General features: G+C 60.4%; 16 protein-coding genes and 1 pseudogene. 6 read left to right on the forward strand and 11 right to left on the reverse strand.

Annotated elements, in window-relative coordinates:
• Positions 1-13: 13 nt before the first annotated feature.
• The gene (locus AC0L2D_RS20360; RefSeq protein WP_013525315.1) at positions 14-214 is read left to right on the forward strand and encodes a hypothetical protein; all 201 of its coding nucleotides are present in this window, start codon (positions 14-16) and stop codon (positions 212-214) included.
• Positions 215-624: 410 nt separating this feature from the next.
• A complete protein-coding gene (locus tag AC0L2D_RS20365) occupies positions 625-3,261 on the forward strand; it encodes a bifunctional diguanylate cyclase/phosphodiesterase (RefSeq protein WP_027163183.1) in 2,637 nt (878 codons plus the stop codon).
• Between the two features lie 261 nt (positions 3,262-3,522).
• Here the strand turns inward: AC0L2D_RS20365 and AC0L2D_RS20370 are convergent, their stop codons facing one another.
• Positions 3,523-3,729: a hypothetical protein gene (locus AC0L2D_RS20370; protein WP_245265372.1), complete on the reverse strand. Its 207-nt coding sequence runs from the start codon at positions 3,727-3,729 to the stop codon at positions 3,523-3,525.
• Positions 3,730-3,965: 236 nt separating this feature from the next.
• Here AC0L2D_RS20370 and AC0L2D_RS20375 point away from each other — a divergent pair, with 236 nt between their 5' ends.
• Positions 3,966-6,179 (forward strand): putative bifunctional diguanylate cyclase/phosphodiesterase, encoded by a 2,214-nt coding sequence (locus AC0L2D_RS20375; protein WP_050596337.1) that lies wholly within the window; start codon positions 3,966-3,968, stop codon positions 6,177-6,179.
• Between the two features lie 202 nt (positions 6,180-6,381).
• Here the strand turns inward: AC0L2D_RS20375 and AC0L2D_RS20380 are convergent, their stop codons facing one another.
• From AC0L2D_RS20380 to AC0L2D_RS20425, 10 genes are all read right to left on the reverse strand, one after another.
• The gene (locus tag AC0L2D_RS20380; RefSeq protein WP_032809278.1) at positions 6,382-8,361 is read right to left on the reverse strand and encodes a D-apionate lactonase family protein; all 1,980 of its coding nucleotides are present in this window, start codon (positions 8,359-8,361) and stop codon (positions 6,382-6,384) included.
• Positions 8,358-9,452 (reverse strand): ABC transporter ATP-binding protein, encoded by a 1,095-nt coding sequence (locus AC0L2D_RS20385; RefSeq protein WP_013525320.1) that lies wholly within the window; start codon positions 9,450-9,452, stop codon positions 8,358-8,360. Before AC0L2D_RS20385 ends, AC0L2D_RS20380 begins: the two co-directional genes overlap by 4 nt.
• A 12-nt stretch (positions 9,453-9,464) precedes the next feature.
• The gene (locus AC0L2D_RS20390) at positions 9,465-10,313 is read right to left on the reverse strand and encodes a carbohydrate ABC transporter permease (RefSeq protein WP_013525321.1); all 849 of its coding nucleotides are present in this window, start codon (positions 10,311-10,313) and stop codon (positions 9,465-9,467) included.
• Entirely contained in the window at positions 10,313-11,254 is a 942-nt protein-coding gene (locus AC0L2D_RS20395) for a carbohydrate ABC transporter permease (RefSeq protein ID WP_063170586.1), read from the reverse strand. The genes AC0L2D_RS20390 and AC0L2D_RS20395 overlap by 1 nt, the downstream gene beginning before the upstream one ends.
• A 104-nt stretch (positions 11,255-11,358) precedes the next feature.
• Positions 11,359-13,014: an extracellular solute-binding protein gene (locus tag AC0L2D_RS20400; protein WP_024504468.1), complete on the reverse strand. Its 1,656-nt coding sequence runs from the start codon at positions 13,012-13,014 to the stop codon at positions 11,359-11,361.
• 114 nt (positions 13,015-13,128) lie between these two features.
• On the reverse strand, positions 13,129-14,160 hold the full coding sequence (locus AC0L2D_RS20405; protein WP_245267626.1) for an NAD(P)-dependent oxidoreductase: 1,032 nt from the start codon (positions 14,158-14,160) through the stop codon (positions 13,129-13,131).
• A gap of 35 nt (positions 14,161-14,195) precedes the next feature.
• Entirely contained in the window at positions 14,196-14,972 is a 777-nt protein-coding gene (locus AC0L2D_RS20410) for an HpcH/HpaI aldolase family protein (protein ID WP_050596335.1), read from the reverse strand.
• Between the two features lie 50 nt (positions 14,973-15,022).
• Complete coding sequence (locus tag AC0L2D_RS20415; protein WP_050596334.1) at positions 15,023-15,328, reverse strand: putative quinol monooxygenase; 306 nt, start codon at positions 15,326-15,328, stop codon at positions 15,023-15,025.
• A complete protein-coding gene (gene nanR / locus AC0L2D_RS20420) occupies positions 15,325-16,035 on the reverse strand; it encodes a transcriptional regulator NanR (RefSeq protein WP_027163180.1) in 711 nt (236 codons plus the stop codon). The genes AC0L2D_RS20415 and nanR overlap by 4 nt, the downstream gene beginning before the upstream one ends.
• A 52-nt stretch (positions 16,036-16,087) precedes the next feature.
• Positions 16,088-16,378, reverse strand: a complete 291-nt coding sequence (locus tag AC0L2D_RS20425; RefSeq protein WP_473542141.1) for a hypothetical protein — start codon at positions 16,376-16,378, stop codon at positions 16,088-16,090.
• Positions 16,379-16,778: 400 nt separating this feature from the next.
• On the opposite strand from AC0L2D_RS20425, the pseudogene AC0L2D_RS20430 reads away from it, so the two are divergent.
• The 3 genes and pseudogenes from AC0L2D_RS20430 to repB form a co-directional block, all read left to right on the forward strand.
• Positions 16,779-17,093 (forward strand): annotated as a pseudogene (locus tag AC0L2D_RS20430) (type IV secretory system conjugative DNA transfer family protein); the annotation flags it as partial.
• 939 nt (positions 17,094-18,032) lie between these two features.
• Positions 18,033-19,235, forward strand: a complete 1,203-nt coding sequence (gene repA, locus AC0L2D_RS20435) for a plasmid partitioning protein RepA (protein WP_013525328.1) — start codon at positions 18,033-18,035, stop codon at positions 19,233-19,235.
• A gap of 77 nt (positions 19,236-19,312) precedes the next feature.
• On the forward strand, positions 19,313-20,278 hold the full coding sequence (gene repB / locus AC0L2D_RS20440; protein WP_013525329.1) for a plasmid partitioning protein RepB: 966 nt from the start codon (positions 19,313-19,315) through the stop codon (positions 20,276-20,278).
• Positions 20,279-20,422 lie beyond the last annotated feature (144 nt).

The following is a 20,422-nucleotide window of genomic DNA, read 5'->3' on the forward strand; positions in this document are numbered from 1 at the left end:
AGGAGTGCGATCTATGCAGAGTTTCACCGTCGAGCTGATACGCGACGGCAAAGCTGTGGAACGTGCCGAGGTTCAGGCCGAAAATGTTGTTGAAGCTGCGAAGACGTGGGGACCAGTAACCATCCCGTACGCCGAAGAGCCTGACATCGGCGAATGGATCAGGGTAACGCACCCTTGCGGCAGCACGACAAGTTGGTTCGAGCCGGATCGTTAAGCGCGGCCAATTTAGAGCTCACTGGCCAGGATGCGTCAGGGCTGTGGGTAAGAGCCGTGACGAACGTCACGGCGTCGGGATCATAGCAGAAGATGGACGGATGACCCGGTGCGAACCAGCGATGACAGCATGTAGTAGGCTAATCCATCTTCCTGATGTCGATCTCGCCCCTCCCCTCTCCCAGGCTGTCCGTCTCGCTTTCCCTACCCTTCTTCCGCCCGAGCAGGACGACCCTGCTGTTCGGCGCAGCAGGACTGGCCGGCACAGGCCCAACGGTACTACGCGCAGCGCCCAAGCGCAGCCTTTCGAAACTTGGTGGCACAGACCAGAAGCTTTTATGCAGATTGGAAGTCCAAATTTAAACAGTTCATCCTACGTTGGCCGATGGGCTTTTTGTCAAGGAAACGCAATTGAGCCGGTCGGGCAGAACGGATTTTGACTTTGATGGTGCAAGAAAGGCGGTTTTTTCGACCGCCAACTTGCCGGCGGCAATTGCGTTGGCCGTGCTTGTGATCTGCGCGGTCCTTGCGGACTTGCAGAACACGAAAGTGTCCGATCAACTCGCGCGCGCCGAAGTCCAGGCCAAGGTCAACATCATAAGGGCCAAGCTCGAAGGCAATGTAAACGGTAATCTCCAGCTTGTTCAGGGCCTCGTCTCGGCCATAGTTACAGAGCCGTACATGGGACAGCAGAGATTTGCGTCCCTGGCAAGCAACCTGTTCCGACAGAGATCGCAACTGCGCAACATCGCCGGTGCGCCCGATCTCGTCATCTCGCTGATGTACCCGATGGAAGGCAACCAGAAGGCGATCGGGCTCGATTACCGCAAGAGCGAGGCGCAACGGACGGCGGCGCTTCGCGCGCGAGACCTCGGCGTTCTTGTGTTGGCAGGCCCCGTCGACCTGGCCCAGGGAGGGCGGGGCTTTGTCGGGCGCATTCCCGTCTTTGTGCCGACGGCGGGCGGCGGCAGCCGATTCTGGGGCATCCTCTCCGCTGTCATCGATGTCGATCAGCTTTACGCCGCGAGCGGCTTGAATGACCCCGGGATTGATATTGATGTCGCCCTGACGGGGACCGACGCGCTTGGCGGTGGCGGCAAAAAATTCTTCGGGGGAGACAATGTCCTCGCCGGCAAGCCGGTGTCGGCCGATGTGCAACTGCCTTCGGGCTCCTGGCTGATTTCGGCTATACCGAAGGGAGGCTGGCCGGCCATTCCGAACAATGCGTGGATGTTGCGGGGGCTCATAGCCTTTGCCGGCGCGCTGGTGGTGCTGCCGATCCTGGTGGCCGGGCGACTGTTCGGCGAACGACAGAAAAACTATGCCGAGCTCAGACGTCTGTCTGGCCGCCTTGAGTTGGCCCTGGAAGCTTCTGGAATTGGCGTGTGGGAGCACGACCTGGCCACAAAAGAACTGCTATGGGACGACCGCGTCAACCAGATCTACGGCAAGCCAGCCGATGGCAAACCGCGCGGTTATGAAGACTGGGCGATGGCCATTCATCCCGAAGATTTTGACAGGGCGCGCCAGGAGTTCGACGCGGCCGCCGAGAGGGAGGGACCGTATTCTTCGCAATATCGAGTCCTGCTAGCGGACGGTACCACGCGCCACGTGCGCACGCGCGCAGCCTTCTTCCAGGACATCGGCGGCACGCCGAAGATGATCGGCGCCGAGTGGGACGTCACCAGCGACGTGCTGCTCAATGAGACGCTCATTCGAGAGCGCCAGCTGTCGGAATCGAAAAATGCCGAACTCAAGGTCGCAAAGGCGCATGTAGAGCATGTTGCGCTGCACGACCCGCTGACCGGCCTGCCCAACCGCCGCTATCTCGATGAGTTGCTTGCCGAAAAAAGCGTAACGGGGACCCGCACAGCGCTGCTGCATCTGGACCTCGACCGCTTCAAGCAGATCAACGATACACTCGGCCACGCAGCCGGTGACGCCATGCTGGTGCACGCCTCCAAGGTCATCAAGGTCAACACGGGTCCCGGTGATTTTGTTGCACGCATCGGCGGTGACGAGTTCGTCGTGGTGAGCCATGGACGTGATGACAAGCAACTTTCCGCGCTCGGCGACCGCATCATCACGCAGATGCGCCGACCGGTCGATTTTCAGGGCAACCCGTGCCGGTTCGGGGTGAGCATCGGAATTGCCGCCGGAACCGACGCCAAGCAACTGCTCGTCAACGCCGACCTCGCTCTTTACCGGGCGAAAGGAAGCGGTCGCAACCGACACGAATTCTTTGACGAAGAGCTGCAAAGCGAGATCGTGCGGACCAAGCAAATTGCCGACGAAATCCTGGGCGGGTTGGAGCGCGCCGAATTCACAACATACTATCAGCCGCAGTTCGACGCCAGGACACTTGAGATCGTCGGGGTCGAGGCGTTGTCGCGTTGGAAGCATCCCGAACGCGGCATCCTGGCCCCACAAAGCTATCTCAAAGTGGCCGAAGAACTCAACGTCGTGGCAATCATCGATCGCGCTGTCCTGGAACAGGCGCTTGAGAATTTCGACCAATGGTCGAACAGCGGTCTCAAGATCCCGCACGTCTCGGTCAATGTCTCCGCCAAGCGGTTGGAGGACAAGGATCTGATCGATGGCTTGCGCAAGCTTGCCATCAGGAAGGGCACGGTGTCGTTTGAGCTGGTTGAGTCCATCTTCCTCGATGAGAATGACGACCTGGTCACCTGGAACCTGGAGCACATTAAGGAACTCGGCATCGACATCGAAATCGATGACTTCGGCACCGGCCATGCCTCGATCGTGTCCCTGCTCAAGCTGCAGCCGCGCCGGCTCAAGATCGACCGCCAACTGATCACGCCCGTCACCCAGTCGATCCCGCAGCGTCAGCTGGTCTCGTCGATCATTGAGATCGGCAAATCGCTCGGCATCGAAGTCATTGCCGAGGGTGTCGAGACGAATGATCACGCGCGCATCCTGAAGGAGCTTGGTTGCGATATTCTGCAGGGCTATGTTTTTGGCCGCCCAATGGACGCCAAGGCCTTCACGGCGTTTGCCCAATCGCGCAAATGGTTGGCCGTGGGGTAAGGTCATGCCTCGCGCGGTAAGGCAGGCAGGCCGAGCGGTTCAACCGGCGCCCAGTCGCGAATTGGCTCGAGCACACTGCACTTGCATCGGCAAACCCACCGCCACCCTTGTCCCCAAAGTGCCCGACCGGCTCTGCGTGCCGGTGAAGTGACCGAAAGCAAATTTCTCGTCAGGTCTCTCAGATCTCATGATCCGACGGTCCGGTGGCGCGGCATGGGCTGTTAGCTCCAGACAGCTGAAGATAGCCAAAAGCGTCCGGCGTTATGGGCGAAGGAGCGCGGCACCAAATTGCGCCCACAATCGATCGCAGTCATTTGCCCTGAGGCTTGGCGTTCCCGGTTCGCCGTAGAAGACCATCGCCGAACGGACATCGTAACCGAGCACCGAGGCATTGGCCACGAACTGAATTGCCATTCCCAAATTCATCGCGTTGATCCTTACCTCGGCTTTAGTGCTGAGATCGACCACGCCGAAAATTTCCGCACCCCCACTTCTGCCGGCCATAACCGTCGTCGAGAGCGCGTTCCCCAAAGCGAGTAGCATTCGTGTTCAGTCCCCGCAAAGGCCGCTCTCGAACGCGCGCGCGGCGAATTTGTTCCTTGGCAGTTCAACGCCGGGCTATCGAACTGGCCTTTTCAAACGTGCAGCTTGCCTGATGCCGCGCCTTTAACGGTCCAGCAGTTTTCTTAGCGTAAAGCAGCCTCATGACGCTGCTCCGGCATTTCGGCGAACCAACACGTCGCCTTTTTTTCAAGCGAACGGCTTTGCCCATCATTGTCGTGACGCTGCTTGTTGCGACCCTCACCACAGGCCTTTTGCTGTGGTCGGCGACCCAGTCCGATGGTGTTGCCGTGTCGCGGCAGAAAAGCTTGGTCGCCTTGATCATATCCAAGCTGGAGAGCGGAATAGCCCACGATCAGGAGAGCGTCACCGTCTGGGACGACGCGGTCAGCGCCCTGCGGAGCCAGGATGCCAAATGGGTCGACACCAATCTCGGCACCTGGATGCACACGTATTTCGGCCACGATGAGGTCTACATTCTCGATCCGAAGGACGCGCCAGTCTACGCATTCGCCGATGGATCGGCGGTGGATCCGGCGAGCTATCAATCCATACGCCCGACCACTGCGCCTCTCGTGGAGAACCTCAGGGCGAGGCTGAAACAGGGGGACACCGACGGCGTCACCGAGCAGGTGCTCACGATAGGTGCTTCCGACATGGTCGTCATCTCCGGCCATCCTGCCATTGTCAGCATCAAGCCAGTCGTTTCCGACAGCGGCCACATTGCACAAGTACCAGGTCAGGAATTCCTACACGTTGCCGTTCGCTATCTGGACGGCAGTCTGCTTGCCTCCTTGCGCCAAGACTATCTGCTCGACGACGCACACTTCTCCTGGTCAAACATGCTTAGCTCTGAAGAGGCGTCCTATCCCCTCGTCGGTCGCTCTGGTTCGACTGTCGGCTTCTTTGTGTGGCAGCCATATCGGCCCGGGGCGTTTGTCCTTTTTCAACTGGTGCCAACACTCGTGGCGGTGTTCGGACTGGTACTTGGCGGAATTATTGTAGCTCTGGCCGCTTTGCGCCGGCGGACTTTGAGGCTGATTGAGACCGAGAATCACATCTATCACCTGGCCCACTACGACCTGCTTACAGGGCTGCACAGTCGCGGCCATTTCAACAGTCGTTTGGCTGATGCGCTGACACTGCTGCCCGCGACGGGCGAGCAGCTCGCGATCCTCTATCTTGACCTCGACCGGTTCAAGCAGGTCAATGACAGCTTTGGCCACCCTGCCGGTGACGAGTTGCTCAGGGAGTTCGCAGACCGGCTGAGGCGGCTGACCCTGGAGGTGGACACGGTGGCGCGCCTGGGCGGTGACGAATTCATTATCATCCAGCGCGCGGTCGCAGGCGAGAATGAGGTCAAAACATTGTGCGAGCACTTGATCGAGTCCGCGCGCCGGCCGTTCGAGGTCGCCGGAGTTCAGGTTTTTGTCGGGGTGAGCGTCGGCGTAGCTCTTGCTCCCAGGGACGGGGTGGACCAGGTCGAGTTGGTGCGGAAAGCCGACCTCGCCCTGTATCACGCCAAAGCCGGCGGTCGCAGCGGCTATGCTCTGTTTGAACCCGAGATGGACCAGACGCTGGCAAAGCGTAAGGGTCTCGAACAGGACCTGCGCAAGGCGCTGCAAACGCCCGGCCACATCCGGGTGCATTATCAGCCGCTTTACACCGCCGACACCAACAGGATGACGGGCGTCGAAGCCCTCGCGCGCTGGTCGCACGCAGAGCGTGGTTGGGTCGCCCCTGACTTGTTCGTACCATTGGCAGAGGAAACGGGGCTCATTGAAGTTCTAGGCGAGCTGGTTCTGCGCCAGGCCTGCCTTGACGCGGTGCATTGGCCGATCGAGACCCTGGCAGTGAACGTATCGGGGTTGCAGCTGAACAATCCGAGCTTTGCCATGAAAGTGACGAGCATCTTGTTGGAAACGCAAATGGATCCACGGCGGCTCGAGCTGGAGGTTACGGAAAGCACGCTCTCCCAGCGCCCCACCGAATGCCAGCAGAACATGGCAGCGTTGCGCAGTGTCGGGGTGCGCTTTGCGCTTGACGATTTCGGTACGGGATTTTCCTCATTGGGCCGACTGCAGAGCCTGGAAGTGGACAGGATCAAGATCGATCGAAGCTTCGTGCAGGGCTTTGGCGGCTCGAACGGTGACGAGGCCATCGTTCAGGCGATTATCGACCTGGCTCGCGCGACTGGCCTCAGCACCACAGCGGAAGGGGTCGAGACCGAGAGCCAGTGCAATTATCTGCGCAAGCTCGGCTGTGACCAGCTACAAGGCTTTTTGCTTTCAAGACCGGTGCCAAAAGAGGACCTTCAGGAACTCCTCGACGGCGGATCAAGGCGGGCGACCGCATGAGAATGCGTCTATGTGATTCCCGACGGTCGACGATGCCGCACGCGGATGCAAGCAGCGAATCTTGGCGGCCTGGGACAAGGTGCGTCGACACTCCCCTGGCCAGTGACGCCTGACGATCTGTGTCACCCGCTTCGGGCCAGAGCGATTGATGCGGCTGCGCATGACGTTGGGCTCAACTCTCAACCTCAGCGCACATCGGGCTCTAGGTCGAAAATGGTAGGTCGAGATCAACTCGCGCGACGGCGTAAGCGTCAAGCGAGATGAATTGGTCATCCAGCGGTCTTGCGGTACTTTCCATGAAGTTGGGATCGGTTGCCGCCCGTTCGAACTGCTCGGCGCCAAGAAGAGCTATACGGGCACTGCTCGGCGCATCCGGAAGTTTCACAGATTGCGCCTTGGAGGTGAGGTTGGCGACCCACAGTGTCACGCGCCAATCTTTTTCAGCTGCGATCGTCGCAATGGCGTCAGCGCCGGAAGTTCCTACGGACAGCAGGGTGGCTCCGCCGAGCCTTGAGAGACCCGCCATGACATGGAAAGCGGGATAGACCGTTCGGCCGTCCTGCTGGTCATACCATGGCTGGACGAAATCAGCCTTCCTGTGGATATGGCCAAAGGGGCCGGTGAAGTCCCCTACCGCGACGGCCTCGACCCCTCCGCGAGCGCAGGCCGCGAAATAGCCGAGCGTCCATGCCGCATTGAACAGCCCGCGCTGCCGCGGATCGATGCGGCTCAGACATATGCGGGCGTTCGCTTTGTTCGGCGCGGTGCCCTTTCCGTAGGGGTTCTCGCGGCAGCCGAGCTGACTGGGACCTATGCGCAGCGGCACGCGGTCGCCCGTGAAAGCATGTGCCGAGCGTATCTGATGAGGGATAGCCTGAAGCGTTTCCATCACCGAAATATCATCCGCCGCGTGCACGCTTGGACAGGTGGTGAAGGTCACGTAGTCGAGCGCTTCGGCTGGCGGACGCTTGCGATTGAGTTCGGTGAAGTAAGCGGCCATGCCTCCGCCCAGCCCGATCCCCGGGAAAGCCCGGCGAGCGGCGGAGTAGCATTCGTGGAAGCTGGGCATGACCGGCCGCGGTGCTCCCGGCTGAACGGATTTCATGTCCTGCGCCGGAAAGACGGAGACAGCTTCCAGTTTGAGGCCGATTGTATGGACCGCATCAGCGACGGGCGCCAATTCGCCGAATGGGTCGAGCGTGCCCTTGGTGATGATCTCGAGGACCACGCCTGCGCCGGTCAGCCGTGCAAGCGCGGCGTAGCTTTCGAGTTCATCATGGCCGTGTCCGAATCGGAGATCGACTTGGCAGACCATCCACTGCGGAGCCATTCGTCGTAGAAGCTCGGGGGATTCAAGCGCGTGCCTTGCCTCGTCGCCAGCGACGCCGACGCCAACGCGAGGCACTTGGCCGACGGGTCTGCCGATCGTCAGGTCGATGAGTGGATTGCGGTTTTCAGACGCCCCGGCACGAAGCGTTCCTGACACGTGTAGCCGGACGACCTGGGTGAATTTCTGGCCCTTGGGCAGTCGGTAAGGCCACGGGCGACGCAGAGGGCGGACATAGGTTTTATAGGAAGCGTCAGACCAATTGCGTTGATCCTCCATCTCGAAGGCATCACCGTCCATGGTGCATGTGGCCCAGATCCCAGGCGCGATCTCATGCGACAACGCCCGGATATCGGTGAACGGACATTTAGGGTCGATGTGGTCCGGAAAGAGCGATAGCTCATCATGACCATCCTCATGCAGCACCTTTACCGGCTTGCCCGCCAAGGCTTCGATCGGATGAAGGACGATGAAGCCGGTCCGATTCGTCAAAAGGTCAGTCTCGGGCTCTGCCTCGGCCGCAAAAGCCAGCGCACCATCACTACTGCCCGAGATCCGTACCTGATAAACCAGGCGACCGGATGTTGCGGAACATGTTGCACGGTATGCGACGCTGAACACATCCAGCCTTTCATCGATGTGGAGATCATCGAGAACGGCTGTAGCGGTTCCCCAATTTTCGTCCCGCACAAGGAACGAGATTCCGCGCAGAATCTCAATTCCGTCAAGGCGGATGTAGCGTAACGCCCCATTGTCGAAGTCGACCGACAACGGTCCCGCGCGAAGTGTGCGCAAGGGTGGCTCGACCTGTTCGGTTCCACACAAGCGGATGGCTCGAGATGCTGCCAAGGTCAAATTGCTTGCTCCGTCGCAGCGTCAAAAATCGACGCCCGGTTCATGTTGATGTCGATCGGCAGTCTCTCGCCGGGACGGCTGACGTCGTGCGCCTGAAGCTCCGCCACCACTGGCGCGCCGGCAAGGCGGAAGGTCGCATAGCTGCGCGAGCCAGTCGGCTGCAGCAGGTCGATGGTTGCATCATAGCGCAGCGTGCCCGGCTCGGGGGTAGCAGCGTGTGCGCGTGTCAGATGTTCCGGGCGCAGCCCGAGCAGCACCGACTGCCCATCTATAGCGCCATTTAGAGTCCGCCCGGGGGCGATCGGCAGCAGACCATCGGCCAGCCGGATGGCGGCGGCGCTCCCGTCCAAAGCCAGCGTGCCCGGCAGGAAGCTCATGCGTGGGGAACCGAGAAAGCCCGCGACGAAGATCGAGGCGGGGCGCTCGAACAGTTCGAGTGGCGCGCCCTGCTGCTCGATCAACCCGTCGCGCATCAGCACGATGCGGTCAGCCAGTGTCATCGCCTCGATCTGGTCGTGGGTGACGTAGATCATCGTCGTGGCGATGTCCTGGTGAAGGCGCTTGATCTCGCCGCGCATTTCGTCGCGAAGCTGGGCATCCAGATTGGACAGCGGCTCGTCGAACAGAAAGATGCGGGGGTTGCGGACTATGGCGCGGCCGATGGCGACGCGCTGACGCTGCCCACCGGATAACTGGCGTGGAAATCGCCCGAGCAAGGGGATGATGCCGAGCATACGCGCTGCCTCGGCAACGCGCGCCTCTACCTCGGGCTTCGGCATCTTGCGCGCCTTGAGACCGAAGCCGATGTTCTTCGCCACGCTCATATGTGGATAGAGCGCATAGTCTTGAAACACCATCGCCACGTCACGATCGCGCGGCCGCAAGTCATTGACCACCTCGCCGCCAATCTCGATCGTGCCTTGCGAACTCTCCTCCAGTCCTGCAATCGTCCTCAAAAGGGTACTCTTGCCGCATCCGGAGGGGCCGACCAGAACGGTGAACTCACCGTCGCGAATGTGGAGGTCAATGCCGCGCACCGCATGGAAGGCGCCGTAGCGCTTGTGCAAGCCGGTGATCCTGACTTCAGCCATGCCTGCCTCTTTCTATCCGCGAACGGCGCCGAGCGTCAGCCCGCGCACGAGATGTCGTTGAGCAAGGACTCCCAGAGCGATGGATGGCACGAGGGAAACAATGGCCAGGGCCGCCGCTTCACCATATTGCGCGCCCTGGAAGCCGATGAAGGAGCGGAATACGGTTGGCAGCGTGAACGCAGTTCGACTGGTCAAAATGAGCGCGAAGAAGAACTCCGTCCAGCAAGCGATGAAAGCGAAGACGGCCGCCGCGACGATGCCCGGGGCGGCAAGCGGCACGGCAACACGCCAGAACGCCTCCCAACGCGTGCAGCCATCGACCAGGGCCGCCTCCTCCATCGACTTCGGCATGCCGCGGAAATACGCGAACATCATCCACACCGACACCGGCAGCGTGAAGACCGTATAGGCGATGATCAGACCAATATGGGTGTCGTACAGCCCGACGCCACGATAGATAAGGAATACCGGCAGGACGATGCCGATCGGTGGCAGGAAGCGCTGTGACAGCACCCAGAAAGACAGGTGCTGGCCGCCCGTGTTGTAGCGCGCCAGACTATAAGCCATCAGCGTGCCCAACAACGCTGAAAGCACGGTGGCCGACAGCGAAATGATCAGACTGTTGATGAGCCCGTCGAGGCCGCGATAAGCGAACAGCGCAGCTTTGTAGTGTACAAGGGTCGGCTCGGCAGGGAACCAGACGGGCGGCACGGTGAGGTAGTCGTCGCTCGGCTTGATCGAGGTGTTGAACATCCAGTAGAGGGGCCACAGCACGAACACGAGGAAGAAGCCGAGCAGCAGCATGCGACCGATCGGCACCGACCGGCGTTTCCTGCGGCGGGCGGGCGCGACGGCGGCCATCAGACCGGCTCCACCTTCAAGAGCCGCCGCACCAGCAGCGTCACTACCAGCGCGGTGAAAATCAGGAATAGCCAGCTTCCGGCCGTCGCCTGCGACAGATGAAACTGGGTGAAGCCGACCGTGTAGAGATAGTAGGAAGCCGTGTAGGTTTGCGTACCCGGGCCGCCGCCGGTCATGATAAAAATGGTATCGAACATTCGGATGGCATCAAGCAGGCGGAAGGTCAACGCCAGCAGCATCATAGACCCGAGATGCGGCAGCGTGATCGCCCAGAAGGCCTGCCAGGCATTGACGCCGTCGAGTTCCGCCGCCTCGTAGAGGTTCGGAGGGATTGCGGTAAGCCCAGCGAGCAGGACGACAAACATGAACGGAGTCCACTGCCAGACATCAGCGATGATCAGCGAGACATAAAGCCATGGGCGCTCGGTCATCCAGCCGATCGTCACCTCCTGCCCCAACAGTTGCGTCAGGATGTAGTTGGTTGGCCCGAAAGGCCGCTGAAGCAGCAGCGTCCACGCTTGGCCGACTATCACCGGGCTGATGAAAAGCGGCACGATCAGGATCGACATGACGACACCGCGCCCCGGAAAGCTGCGCACCATGGTGAGCGCCACCAGAAGGCCCAGCACGAATTCGATGGCGACGCTGATGCTCGACAGGCAGGCCGTCAGCAAGAGCGACCACCGTGCCACGGGATCGAACACCACCCGCTCGAAGTTTTTCAAGCCGACAAAGGCGTGGCCCGGCACCTGGAAGTCGTAGTTGATGAAGGACACGACCAGTGAGAACAGCAGCGGATAGATCGACAGCGCCAGTATCAACAGCACCGCGGGCGCGACCAGAATCCATTTGAAGTGGCGGTCCGCCCACTGTGCGAGGGTCGAAAGCCGAGGCGGGGCGCCGGTGGTCGTCATGCGACTGATCGTGGTGGTGTGCGGCATCGATTTATTCCAAAGATCGCCACGCGGTTGAGCCAGGGTGTTGCGAGCAAAGCGCCCGCAACACCGGTCTGGTGCTAGAAACCCGGCTCCCCTCCAGGCGAGTCTCAGAGGGTGACTGCCATGCCAAGCTTCTCCACTGTGTTGTCAGCGGTGGCGCCGGGCAGTTTCAGGAACTCGGTGTAGAATGCCTTTTGCGACTCCATCCCGAGCCGATCGGTCGTCTCGTTCCACTCGGCGGCCGCCGTTTCCAGCGATGCTTTCGGATCCGCACCAGCCCACACTGCGGTGCACATGCGGTCGATGCTCAAGAAATAGTCCTGCGCACCTGGCATGATCGGGTCGAGCAGGCCGACATTCGCCGAGTTGTTGAGGTTGGCCAGGTACTCCTTGGCGCTCGGGAACAGTGCTCCATAGAGCTCCGACTTGAAATGCGAAATGCGGTATGGGTCGCGCAGCGCATAGGGCAACATGCAGCGCGCCAGTGAGACGGGAGGCGAGCAGGCCCACTGCATGAACAGATACGCCGCCTCCGGATTGGGCGAATCCGCCGACAGCGCCTTGTTGTAGCCGGTGGCATGTTCCGGATTGCCCGGCACGACGGCATAGCCAACCTTGCCAGCGATCTGCGACTGGGGAATGAAGTTGATCGCCGTGGCGGATTGCGAATAGTTCGCCGCCATCCGGCCGCTTGGAGGCCAGGAATAGATCATCGCAACCTTCCCCGTCAGGAATGCCGCCCAAAGGGAGACGGCGTCGAGCTCGTTGTTACCGGGGATCGAGGCCTTGTTGGCCGCGAGCATGTTCGTCAGCGTCTTGACGCCCGCATCCGACACCAAGCCGGCCTTCATGTCGTCGCCGAACAGTTTCCCGCCGTTGGCACGGTACTGCTGCAGAAAGTCGAACTGATTGCCCGGGCTGCCCGCCTTGCGGAAGTGGCCTGCACCATAAACCTTCGGTGCCATCTGGTCGGTGATGAATTGGGCGATCTGAGCATATTCCTCCCAGGTCTTCGGTGGTCCGAGCTTCGCGTTGAACTTGGTCTGGTAGGCCTCCATCATCTTCGGATCCTCGAAGATGTCCTTGCGGTAGTAGAGAGCGAACATGTCGCCGTCGTCGAAGAAGCCCCAGATCTTTCCCTTGTAGGTCGGCAGCGCCTTGTAGAGAGGATGATAGTCCTCGAGGTCTGCAGGGTTCATATATTTGGCGATATAGTCGTCGAGAGGTGCGATGACGCCGCCATCGGCGAGCGACGGTGTCCAGGCTGGCGAGATGTCGAGCACGTCATAGGCGCCTGAGCCGGCAATGTGCTCGGCGACCGCCTTGGAGTATTGATCGGGATTCGACAGTTCGACCACATTCGACTTCATGCCCGTAAGCTGCTCCCACATCGGCCCACTGAAATTGCGTGGATCGAGCGCCTGCAGGCCTGCCTCGTAGGTCATGTTGATCGTGACGCCCGCATGCGCCTTGGCCGCCTCGACCGCGCGGAAGGCGGAGCCCTCCGCCGGTCCTTCCTTAGATGCTTTCAGCGCAGCGGCCTGCGCCTGTCCCAGCGGCGACGTGGCGTCGGCCAGTTCGAGCTTCTGCTGCGCCAGCGCCCAATCGGTCATCATACCCAAAATGGGTGCAGACGCTGCCAACATACCGGTCATCTGGCCGAAGCGGGTTATGAAATTCCGGCGGGTCGTTTCGCCACGCATGAAGGCGTCGACCTCTGCTTCGAGACCGGCCTGAAAGTCACGTTTTTCACGATCGTTCATAGTGCTTGGTCCTCCCGTTTCTCATTTGCTCACTCGTCCGCAGGCGCGGCGGTCGAGCATTCCTCCCGTAAGGCCCCCGCAATGGCCGCGGCGGCGCGCCAAATTCTCGCACTCCTAGCTTCCGAAGCGGCCCGCGAAAACGGCCAGCCTATCCTTCCACCGCTCGCTCGAAAGCACCTCGCGATTGACCACACCGCGCGGCTCGCGACCATGTTGAACCTCGATTACCGCTTTGACGTCTGCAGCGCCGTTGCCGGCAAAGCACTGGTCGGTCCAGCACAATGCGTGCGGCGCAAGGATGACGTTGTCGAGTTTGAGGATTGCATCGTCAGCATCCGGCGGCTCCTGCTCCAGCACGTCGAGACCGGCGCCGGCGATACGACGCTCCCGCAGGGCTTGTGCCAATGCCTTCTGGTCGACGATCGGGCCGCGCGCTGTATTGATCAGGTATGCAGTAGGCTTCATCAGGGCGAGCCGCTCGGCATTGACGAGATGGCGCGTGTCAGGCGTCAGCGGGCAACTTACCGACAGCACGTCGGCGCGACGAAACAGATCTTCCAGTCCGACCAGCTCCACGCCTAGTTCGGCAGCGACCTTCTTGTCTGCAAATGGGTCATGGGCGATGAACCTCATATCGAAGGGCTTTGCCAGGCGAAAAACTTCGGCGCCTATGTTGCCGATGCCGAGCGACCCCAGCGTACGCCCCACGAGCCCGACACCCATATGTTGGGAGCGCTCCTGGAAGCCATGAGGTCCCTTACGGGTGAGGGCGTCCTTCGTGAACAGCTTGCCGGTGAGTGCCAACATAAAGGTGATGACGGATACGGCGACCGGCCGTCTTACCCCATCGGGCGTGATGACCAGAGCGATGCCGGCGGCAGTGCAGGCCTCGACGTCGACAGTATCGTAGCCGACGCCGAAGCGGGCAACGACGGCCAGCCGACCGCTCTTGGGGACACTCGTGGAAACGAAGCGATGAGTGAGAAGGATCAGCGCATCGAAGTCCTCAAGCTGGTCGGCGCGAAGCGGGTTATTCGATTCCAGGAATGTCATCTCGAGGCCTGGCGCCTTGCGCAGAGGCTCCAGGTCAAAGTCGGGATAGGTCAGCGAGCCGTCCGGCATGCGGAAATCACCGGAAAGCGCCACCTTGAACTTTAGGTCGCCCATTCTCTCCTCCGTTCTTACTGGCACCCGGCCCGGATTTTGGAGACCGCGTCGGCGATCGCGTCGTGCAGTATCCAGACGTCGCCCGAATAACAAATGAAGTCGAAGCCTTGTGCGTAGAACTCGTGGCCCTGCTGGACGTTGGGCACCAGGCGCCCGAGCGACTTGTTGTGCCTTTTGGCGGCGGAAACGATTTTGGCCATCGCGGCGATGAAGGTCGGGTGCGCGAAGTCGCCGGGAATGCCGAGCGAGACCGACAGATCAAAGTGACCGACCCACAGACAATCGACGCCGTCCAATCCCGCAATGCCGTCGATGTTCTTGACGCCGTCGGCGGTCTCGATCAGGCAGATGAACACCGAGCGCTGGTTGGCCGCCTCGAACTTATCTGCAACCGAGCCCGGACGGTAACGGTCATGCGCGATCTGCAGCGCCACGCCGCGAGCGCCAGCCGGATGGTATTTCATGGAATTGATGATGTGCTGCGCCTGCTCGACGGTACTCACCATCGGCGCGATTAATCCTTCGGCCCCCATATCCATGGCGCGGGCGAGGAAATGGTAGTCCTGCGATGGCACACGCACCATAACCGGCAGGTCGGCCGCCTCGAAATAGCGGATCGCGCTCTTGACCGTTTCCAGGCTGAAGCCCGAATGCTCCATATCGAAAAAGGCGAAGTCACAGCCAGCGGACTTCAGGATGTGGCCTATCCCCGGCGTCGCGAACTCGGCGACAAGGGTCCCGAGCTTGACGCGTCTGTGAGACGCTAGCGCCTTGAGACTTGGCTCCGACATGAACTTCCCTCCCGTTCGCCCACAAGGGGCGCATTGCGCCTACGCGTTCTTCAAGACGAAGCTTCGACAACAAGGTCGCAGATCGTCACCAGCTTGGTGTCGACGAGCGGCGCGCTCTGCGAATTGAATTCCTCGAAATGGGCTGTCCGGCAGTGGAGCATGAATGCCGCCTCGCTGTCGTAAATCTCGTAGAGCAGGACCCGGTCGGGCTCGCCGCGCGCCTGCGTCACATCAAAGCGGCGGCAGCCGGCTTCGCTGCGAACCGACGCGGTCGCGTTGGCGTCCACGAGCTCTCGGAATCTGCCCCGGGCACCCGGCTTGAGGCGGAAATCGACCCAGACTACGAAGCCGCTCATCCCTTGCCACCCGCAATTTCAAGATAGCGTCTGGAGACATATTCCAGATGCCTGCGCATAGCCGCTTCGGAGGCGTCTGGATCGCGCGCGGCGACGGCATCAAAGATTTCGCGATGAGCCTCGTAGGCCTTTCGGTCTTCACCTTTGGCCAAAGTTGTGCGCCGCTGTTCCAGCAGCCATTCGGCCAACGCCGCGTGAATGGCTGTGAAGATACGATTGCGGGTGATCACCGCCAGCACGTAGTGGAAGTCCACATCGGTGCGCTCGAAGCGCGTCAGGTCCCCGATCGACTGCCGGTTGATTTCGAGCGCCTCCTTGAGGCCCTCAATATCCTCTGACGTGGCATTGATGGCGGCGTTGCGGGCAAGCCCGACTTCGAAAAACAAACGCGCGCTCTGGAAGTCATGAACCCCGCCAGGAGCCGAAATCATGTGGCGCGCCGGCCCCGAGAGGGCGTCGATCACGAATTGGGGGGTTGGCCGAGTGACGCGGGCGCGCTCACCGGATTTCACCTCGACAAGCCCCATCTTGCTCAGATGCAGCAGGGCCTCGCGGATTGAAGGGCGCCCGACCCCGAACTGCCGCATGAGTTCCCGCTCGGATGGGAGCCGGTCGGCTTCGGCCAGCTCTCCCTTGCGGATCATCCGCTCGAGGTGCGCTGCAACCTCCTCCGAAAGCTTCCGCGGTTTGATCAGAACGCCGATCATGTGGCATACCTGTTATACCAGTCAGGTACGCTAGGCTCCCAGAGCGCCTCTGTCAACGATCAATTGGGCTGGATAGAGACTGAACAGGGATGCCCAGGCTCGCGCGGCCCGCCTCTTGGATGGCAAGGACGACGATGGGCTGCTCGTAGCAGATCAGCGGCGCAACCTTCACGCCCTCGACCTCGACCACGGGAGTGGCACAGACATGTGCCCTCGCCCCGCTGCGCTGCCTGACCCAGGCAAGCCAGGGCTGCCAAAGGGCGAGCGGATTTCCGCTCCAGCCGATCGCGCCAGCGGCCACACCGCCGGTGATGAAACCAAGCGAATGCAGCGCTTCAAGCATGAAAGTGAGCAAGGCCGAGAATGCCGTCGACCTGAACCCGTCCAGCGTGAGTCATATGAACCTGGGAATCTGGAGTGAAGGAAGCCATCGCCCGGAGGAACCACACCGCCGACAAGGCTGTGATGATCCTACCCTCGGAACAGATTGTGCGAAGTTCGGAATTCCCAAAGCGGACCGGTTCCGCGGGCGCGCAGACCTCGCGGGAGATAGCCGCGCACAACCGCAAGGTCAGAGGCCTGCGACCGGGGCGGACAGATATGGCGATGTCACCGACTCTGGGCTCGTGCTGAATTGCTTCGATTCGCCGAAGGCCAAGCGGATAGCTCGGTGTCATGTTCAGCCGACACCCACTCCATGCGACGTGGTCGAACCACTGCTGCGCGGCGTGACGCAATGGGTTCCGGAACCAAAACTGCGACCCCATTGCAGGATTGCGACTCGTCGCCAAGCGCATTTGTCCGCGAAAACGTCGCCCGCTTCATCAACATGACACCGGAGACATTCTCGGGCATCTATGGGGCCGCATCCAGGGAAACGCACTGGCTGTCCTACGAGAGCTACGCCGCGCTCGTCTCGGGCAGAAGTTTGCGACCGACGAGGTTGCAGCGGGCAAAATCGACATCTTCATCAACGTCGACTCAACACACTCGAGAACCATCCGGACCTCGCCCGGGTCATCATTGGCTCACTGATGAATGCCATCTATAATCGCAATGAAGCAGGCCAGTTCGGATCTTGTCGATGAGCTGATTTCCATGAAATTCGTTCAGGAGATGAAATCCACCCAACGGCGCGTTGGCAAGCCTCCGACCCCGCTTGAAGATGGGCCCCCCTCCCCTTCCCGAGATCAGCTGTTCAACGGTGTCCGCGGCAGCCTACGGCGACAGCGACCTCAAGGGCCAAGAGTGACACCATAGAGCCGGGAATGATGGTCTTGGCATCGTTGTTCCCGAGCCGACAAATTCGGTTTCTACCTCAGGCCGGATTTCATCACCAAGCGTCTGTTGTCAACGCTCGGGTGGCACCCTGGTCGGTTGCGAACGCTCCCTTGGCGAGCAGATAAAGGAAGTTTCGGGCGCTCGCCCGCACCGCTCAAAACGATGGTGCGCGAACTGCGGTCTCCAGCGACCGGCTTTCAGTCGGGTAACGGTTGACCTCCGCATGCAAACGCACCTGCAGGAGGCACGCTGACCTACCCTATGTCAGCGAATATCGTTTGAGGCCGCTAGAGACGAATTGGGGTCGGTCCGAGCTTTGGACGTTTGCGTCTCGTCATGATGGAGGAGGTCGGCCATTGCTTTTGATGCCTGCCACCAAGCCCCAGCCGGCAAAGCGAGCCCGCCTACCGCCTTGAGCGGGTGGAAGCGCCCTCCCCTCCCCTAAGCCGCTCCGCTGATGGGGCGGTTTTTACTGCCGTAAAGACTGCTCTTTGTGTCAGAAAAACCAGGCGTTTAGCCAGATGAGCGGGAGAGTTCCAGTCGAACGACAACCCGCCATTATCCGACGACAGCAGGAATCGGCCGCAAGGAAGCCCGCTAGTGCTGTTCACCTTCTGTTAACCTAAAACTTCTTGCCGGGCTTTCCGAATCGGAGCTTAATGGCGCTTGTTGAATAATTTCATCGCAAAAAGCGCCAATTCAGGTTTTCGACGAGAATGAATATCGCCATGCGGCTACCGAGCTTCGAGTTCGATGAGAAAATCCTCGAGCAGGGTGCTGAGATATCACGGCGCCTTAACCAGCTTCGGATGGAGAAATTTCCCCCCGATGCGGCGAAGACGCTGCGTTCGTTTTCGATGGCAGAAGTCGCTCACTATCTTGGTGTCTCGCAGAACAATCTGAAGCGCCTTCATCTGGAGGGCAAGGGCCCCCTGCCCGAGCAGATCCCATCGGGACGCCGGTCCTACACTGCCCAGCAGATGCTTGAGCTGCGCCATTTCCTGGACCAGCATGGCAGGACCGAAGTCAAGAAGTATGTCCCGCACCGCAAGTCCGGCGACAAGCTCCAGGTCGTTGCTGTCGTCAACTTCAAGGGCGGCAGTGGCAAGACAACGACTGCCGCCCACCTCGCCCAGCATCTGGCCTTGACCGGCCACCGTGTTCTTGCAATCGATCTCGATCCTCAAGCCTCACTGTCGGCCCTGCATGGCTTCCAGCCGGAACTTGATAACAACCTCTCGCTCTATGAGGCGATTCGTTACGATGACGAACGCCGCTCGATTGCGGACGTAATCCTTCCGACGAATTTTCCAGGTCTCGATATCATCCCCGCCAATCTCGAATTGCAGGAATACGAATACGACACGCCCCTCGCCATGCAGGATAAGACGTCAAATGCCGGGCGCCAGTTCTTCACGCGCATGGCGAAGGCGTTAACGGAGGTCGACGATCGCTATGACGTTGTCGTGGTTGATTGCCCGCCCCAGCTTGGCTACCTGACGTTGACGGCCATGTCGGCGGCGACGTCGGTTCTCATTACAGTTCATCCGCAGATGCTCGACCTGATGTCGATGAGCCAGTTCCTGCTCATGCTCGGCGGCATATTGAAAACCATCAAGGCCGCCGGTGCGGCAATCGAGCTCGATTGGTTTCGATATCTGATCACACGCTACGAGCCGACGGATATCCCGCAGGCGCAGATGGTAGGCTTCATGCAGTCCATGCTTGCCGGCCAGATCCTGGAGAACCCGATGTTGAAGTCGACGGCGATTTCGGACGCGGGTCTCACCAAGCAGACGCTCTACGAGGTGGAGAAGTCGGCCTTTACCCGTTCCACCTACGACCGTGCACTGGAATCCCTCGATGCGGTCAATGCTGAAATCGCGACGCTGATCCATCGTGCGTGGGGACGGTCATGACGGCGAAGTTTACGGCAGTAAAAACTGGAAATTTTGTCTTTGAAATCAAATCGCTAACCGCGATTGGAGGCGGTTAAATGGCACGCAGGGACATTTTCGGCAGTGTGTTGGGCCCTGCGACGGCAGTGGCTGATGCGAAGGACGTATCCGGGTATGCCGTTCGCGGGGCGTCGCGCTCCATCATGCAATCCTTCGAGGAGCTCTCCAAGAGCTCGGTCGTGGATCTCGATCCGGCATTTGTAGACACCTCCTTCGTTTCGGATCGCCTGGACGAAGACGATGAGGCATATCAGGAGTTGCTTGCGGCCATTCGGGAAAGAGGACAAGATTCTCCGATCCTGGTCAGGCCTCATCCTGAGCTCTCCGGTCGCTTTCAGACCGTCTTCGGGCATCGGCGCGTCAAGGTTGCCCGCCAGCTGGGACGGCCAGTACGCGCGGTCGTCAAGAAGATGGGCGATGAGGATCATGTTATTGCCCAGGGCCAAGAGAACGCCGCAAGGGCCAATTTGTCCTTCATCGAAAGGACCCTGTTTGCCGATCGCATTCTCAAGCGCGGCCACACGCCCGACACGGTGAAGTCGGCTTTGGCGCTCGATGACACGACCTTCTCGAAGATGCGTTCTGTTACCAGCAACATTCCAGAGCCAGTCATTGTGGCCATTGGCGCCGCCAAGACTGTTGGTCGGGACAGATGGTGGCAGCTCGCCAAGCTCATGGAGCATCCGGATAGCGCGGGCAGGGCGGCCGACTATGTGGCAAGTCCAGAGTTCGCCACGTCAGGCAGTGACGCACGATTTGCGCGTCTGTTCGACTTCATGAGCGCGCCGGCAAAACGCGCGCCAGCAGCATCGAAGACACAGGAAAAGGCTTGGGCACCGCACGACAGATCCGTGCGAGCCAAGATCACCGACACAGGAAAAGTGTTTACGCTTGCCCTGAAGGCCAAGGAAGCCTCGCCGTTCGGAGCGTTCATAACCGATCGGCTGGACGAGCTTTTCGAGGCTTTCCGGCAATCGGAAACAGCCAAGAAAACAGGAGACTGAAACCGCAAAAGAAAAAGGCCCCCGAACGTCGCCGTCGCGGAAGCCCTTCTCGTCTGTAGCAAGCTGAGAATCGCACTTCCCCGAATCACTGTCAAGAGTCGTGGCGCCATTTCGGCGAGCAGATTTCTTTTGCCTGATTGAAAG

The organism is Mesorhizobium sp. WSM4833 (assembly GCF_055811095.1).

Coding starts and splice junctions, on each gene's coding strand:
- AC0L2D_RS20375 (WP_050596337.1), top strand. CDS start 3,966: ATGACGCTGCTCCGGCATTTCGGCGAACCAACACGTCGCCTTTTTTTC.
- repB (WP_013525329.1), top strand. CDS start 19,313: ATGGCACGCAGGGACATTTTCGGCAGTGTGTTGGGCCCTGCGACGGCA.
- AC0L2D_RS20390 (WP_013525321.1), bottom strand. CDS start 10,313: ATGGCCGCCGTCGCGCCCGCCCGCCGCAGGAAACGCCGGTCGGTGCCG.
- AC0L2D_RS20415 (WP_050596334.1), bottom strand. CDS start 15,328: ATGAGCGGCTTCGTAGTCTGGGTCGATTTCCGCCTCAAGCCGGGTGCC.
- nanR (WP_027163180.1), bottom strand. CDS start 16,035: ATGATCGGCGTTCTGATCAAACCGCGGAAGCTTTCGGAGGAGGTTGCA.
- AC0L2D_RS20385 (WP_013525320.1), bottom strand. CDS start 9,452: ATGGCTGAAGTCAGGATCACCGGCTTGCACAAGCGCTACGGCGCCTTC.
- AC0L2D_RS20395 (WP_063170586.1), bottom strand. CDS start 11,254: ATGCCGCACACCACCACGATCAGTCGCATGACGACCACCGGCGCCCCG.
- repA (WP_013525328.1), top strand. CDS start 18,033: ATGAATATCGCCATGCGGCTACCGAGCTTCGAGTTCGATGAGAAAATC.
- AC0L2D_RS20410 (WP_050596335.1), bottom strand. CDS start 14,972: ATGTCGGAGCCAAGTCTCAAGGCGCTAGCGTCTCACAGACGCGTCAAG.
- AC0L2D_RS20360 (WP_013525315.1), top strand. CDS start 14: ATGCAGAGTTTCACCGTCGAGCTGATACGCGACGGCAAAGCTGTGGAA.
- AC0L2D_RS20400 (WP_024504468.1), bottom strand. CDS start 13,014: ATGAACGATCGTGAAAAACGTGACTTTCAGGCCGGTCTCGAAGCAGAG.
- AC0L2D_RS20425 (WP_473542141.1), bottom strand. CDS start 16,378: ATGCTTGAAGCGCTGCATTCGCTTGGTTTCATCACCGGCGGTGTGGCC.